This is a genomic window from Candidatus Poribacteria bacterium, assembly GCA_026706025.1.
Lineage (GTDB): Bacteria > Poribacteria > WGA-4E > WGA-4E > WGA-3G > WGA-3G.
The window spans coordinates 1-3,814 of the sequence record JAPOZO010000091.1; the positions used below are offsets into that span (position 1 = coordinate 1).

The window sequence follows — 3,814 nt, forward strand, 5'->3', positions numbered from 1 at the left end:
ACGTTAAGTTGGTAAGGCTCCTTCGAGATAAGAAGGTTGATAGGCCAGATGTGTACACCGTGTGAGCGGTTCAGCTAACTGGTACTAATAAGCCGAGGGCTTGATAACTTCTTTTATTCTTTCTACCGAACCCTCACCCCTATACAATTGTCAAATATTCTTGCAACCGCTCAGGGGAAATCGCTGTAAACAGCGCATCTCTGAGCCACGCAACAAATTTTCCGGTGGCTATAGCGAAGGGGATCCACCCGTATCCATCCCGAACACGGTAGTTAAGCCCTTCAGCGCTGATGATACTTCGGGGGCGACCCCGCGGGAAAGTAAGTCGCCGCCGGGAATCCTATCTCAAGGGCAGGTTCATCACCTGCCCTTTTTCTCTCTCGGAATTTTTCTTGACTCGGCATTCCAAGTTGTGTTACAATTCCTATGCTGAAAATATCTGTCTACCTTCCTTTTTTTGACCGGCACCTCTATGCTTAACGTCATCTTTTTTCGCACTGAAACAGGACGTGAACCCGTGCGAGAATGGCTGCGAGGACTAGATAAAGCAGATAAACAGAGAATCGGAACGGATATAGAAAAGGTACAGTTTCGTTAGCCCGTGAGCACGCCGCTCGCTCGAAAACTGGAAACCGATTTATGGGAGGTCCGCAGTAACCTCCGCCAAAAACGTATAGCACGGATTTTGTTTACTGTTGCTGATAACGGGATGGCACTTCTGCATGGCTTTATCAAGAAGACTCAAAAAACACCACAGAAGCATTTACGTTTGGCACGAAAGCGAAGGCATATATGGGAAAAGGGGAGAGAAGTAGGTGTATCCAATTTTAAGGAGTGATGAAATGAGATTCTTATTTACCGTAGTCGTATTGTTCGGGTTCGCAACGCTTGCATACGCCGAGAAACCCCCCGAAAATATCCTCAAAAACGGTGATTTTGACCTCAAACTTGATGGGTGGCACCATTGGACACATGCGGATGCCGCCGCGCTTTTTCAAACTGAGGGCAAAAAGGCAGAACCCGTCGCCGGAAAAAACGCTGTTTACATCAAAATCAGCAAGGCAGGCGAGTTGTGGCACATCCAATTCTATCAGCAACCCTTCACCTTGGAAAAAGGTATCACCTATACCTATAATTTGTGGGCAAAAAGTGAAAAGCCAAGAAGCGTCGTAATGCGTATCCTTCATCAAGGGGCCCCATGGAATGAATACGCCCGAAAATCAATTAACCTCTCCGAAGAATGGAAGGAATTCTTCATCACCTTCAAAATGACAGCAGATGATGTCAATACACGCGCCGGCATTATTATGGGCGCAGAGAAAGTTGATGTCTGGCTCGATCATATCCGTCTCTACGAAGGCGAATTTGTAAGCGACATTGAAGGCGCAGAGCCACAAGCCGTTGAACCTTCGGACAAATTAACAACGACTTGGGCAATACTCAAATCGCTTTAGGAGTAATCGGTAAAATGGCAAAACTATACAAACAGATTTCACCTAAACTACAGCAATTCATCGAAGACCAAAAAATTTTCTTTGTTGCAACCGCAACTGCTGACAGCAGAATCAATCTATCCCCGAAGGGTATGGACTCTTTGCGCATCCTTGATCCAAAGCGGGTCGCTTGGTTAAACGTGACCGGAAGCGGAAATGAAACCGCCGCGCATGTTCAAGAAAACCCGCGCATGACGCTTATGTTTACCGCTTTTGAAGATAATCCCTTGATCCTTCGCCTCTACGGCACCGCAAAAGCCATCCACAAGGATGATCCCGAATGGCAGCTACTCTTCCCGCTGTTCACACCACTACCGGGTGCAAGGCAAATCTTTGATCTCACCGTTGACCTTGTGCAAACCTCGTGCGGAATGGCTGTCCCGCTTTATGACTATGTCGGTGAAAGAGAGCAGCTAAACGCGTGGGCAACCAAGAAGGGCGAAGAAGGCGTAGAAGCATATTGGAAAGAAACCAACCGCACCAGCCTCGATGGAAAACCTACCCATTTCTCCTAAGGACTTGCAAGGTAGTAGGCACACTCCGTGTGCCGTAAACTGTTGAAGCTGTTTACGGCTCGCGACTTCCCTGCTAAAATGGACAGCAACAGAACTGGATACCCTAAAAGGTTCTCTGGCATATAAGCCCAAAACAGTGTATAATGTACGTTGATGTCAAAATACATATACTCTTTCCCGAGGAGTCAAAATACAATTATCCAAAAGATGGACCAAACTTCATCAAAAACCGATTTTTGACAACGGAAAAAACCGAGCAAAAACCCAATAGTTAAAAACATGAAATTATCACTTATTATTATCATCGCGTTCTTTATAACGTGTCTCCCCTTCGCACACGCGTTACCACCAGATGCTGAACTCCAGCATGCAATCCAAACCGCTCGGAAATTCACTAACCTTAAATCCCAGTACACCCAAAGCGAAATAACAGAGTGCGTAACTGACAGTTTTGTCACCCTCGCCAAGAATTGGCACAACTTACCCGCAATATATCGGCAGGAACTCAAGCCAATTTTCCTAAGACCCGGACTCCCCGGTAGTTTCTTCGGTGAGATAGAATTGCCAGAAAAGTTTAACACACCGCACTTCAGGCTCCACTATACGCGTGTCGGACCACACGCACCGCCACTTGAAGATTTTCACCCACGTAACGGCGTACCTGATTATATCGACCTCTGTGCAGATGCAATGGAACGCGCCTACCACGTCCAAATCGACCTGATGGGATTTAAGGTCCCCTATATTGATTTCTGGGCAGCGCAGAACGGCGGAAATCATAAATATGATGTTTATCTCTTTACCTTCCCCGCACTCGGCATCGCGACAGGTGATTGGTTTGAAGGACGCGTTTTAGCTACCGCACTGACCATCGCCCCCTACTTCATGATCAATTCCCGTATCTACGATTACGTCGGAAAATCCGAAGGGATTCGCTATCTGCAGACAACCTGCACCCACGAGTTCCAGCACGGAGTCCAGTTCGGCTACAACGCCTATATGCCGACATGGTTCATGGAAGCGTCCGCAACGTGGATAGAAGTCATGACATACGATGGTGGGCGCATTGATGATGGTGATACGCTTCCCGATCCCGATGAACCTAACGAGACCGATGCCTATAACCTTTACACGCATCAACTCCGACGCTGGTTTCTCATTCCGGATATCTCACTTGAAAGTCGCATTGGCGACCACGAGTACGGTTCCGTTATCTGGGCATTATATATGACACAGCGATTCGGATACGATATCGTTAGGCAGTTTTATGGAAATACCACCGATGGAAGTTATCGCGAGATGGGGAACTTCTACGATGTCTTTACCGACAACGGCACCACCCTCGCCGAGGCGTTCAAGACCTTTACGGTATGGAATTATTTCACAGGCAACCGCGCCAATACTGCAACCGATATGCCCGGGTATAAGTTTGCACATCGTTTTCCGCCCGTCGCTATTCACCCAAACGATGTCCACACCAGTTATCCAATCCGCACCGACTTCGATTCTGAATCCATGCCTGAGCATTTCGCGTCAAGGTATATCGTTTTCAAGCCCGTAGGGGTTCTGCCAGAGTTTGCGATCAAAATCGATGGGGCGGACCTCGCCCCTATAAACATGAGCAATCTGACACAAACTGACCGAACAAAAATTCAGAGGGAATTAGACCGACACGCGTTTACCGGATTGCGTGGGTGGGCTGCCAAGTTTATCATCAGAAAAGGAAATGGCACCACCGAAATCAAAGAAGCGTTCACCTATCAACGTTCCCAAGAGGCACAGATGACGTTCAAAGATTTTGGCGGA

The 3,814-nt window shown here is 47.5% G+C and carries 3 protein-coding genes, 2 rRNA genes and 1 pseudogene; all 6 read left to right on the top strand.

The genetic code is table 11. The features are described 5' to 3' along the window. Window positions 1-108 (top strand): 23S ribosomal RNA (locus OXH00_23625); the annotation flags it as partial. A gap of 112 nt (window positions 109-220) precedes the next feature. Further along, window positions 221-337 (top strand): 5S ribosomal RNA (gene rrf, locus OXH00_23630). A gap of 135 nt (window positions 338-472) precedes the next feature. Then, window positions 473-838, top strand: a pseudogene (locus tag OXH00_23635) (type II toxin-antitoxin system RelE/ParE family toxin). Window positions 839-842: 4 nt separating this feature from the next. Further along, on the top strand, window positions 843-1,454 hold the full coding sequence (locus OXH00_23640) for a carbohydrate binding domain-containing protein (protein ID MCY3744016.1): 612 nt from the start codon (window positions 843-845) through the stop codon (window positions 1,452-1,454). 14 nt (window positions 1,455-1,468) lie between these two features. Beyond that, window positions 1,469-2,008 (top strand): pyridoxamine 5'-phosphate oxidase family protein, encoded by a 540-nt coding sequence (locus tag OXH00_23645; protein MCY3744017.1) that lies wholly within the window; start codon window positions 1,469-1,471, stop codon window positions 2,006-2,008. Window positions 2,009-2,287: 279 nt separating this feature from the next. Then, on the top strand, window positions 2,288-3,814 hold a 1,527-nt coding region (locus OXH00_23650), incomplete at its 3' end, for a hypothetical protein (GenBank protein ID MCY3744018.1).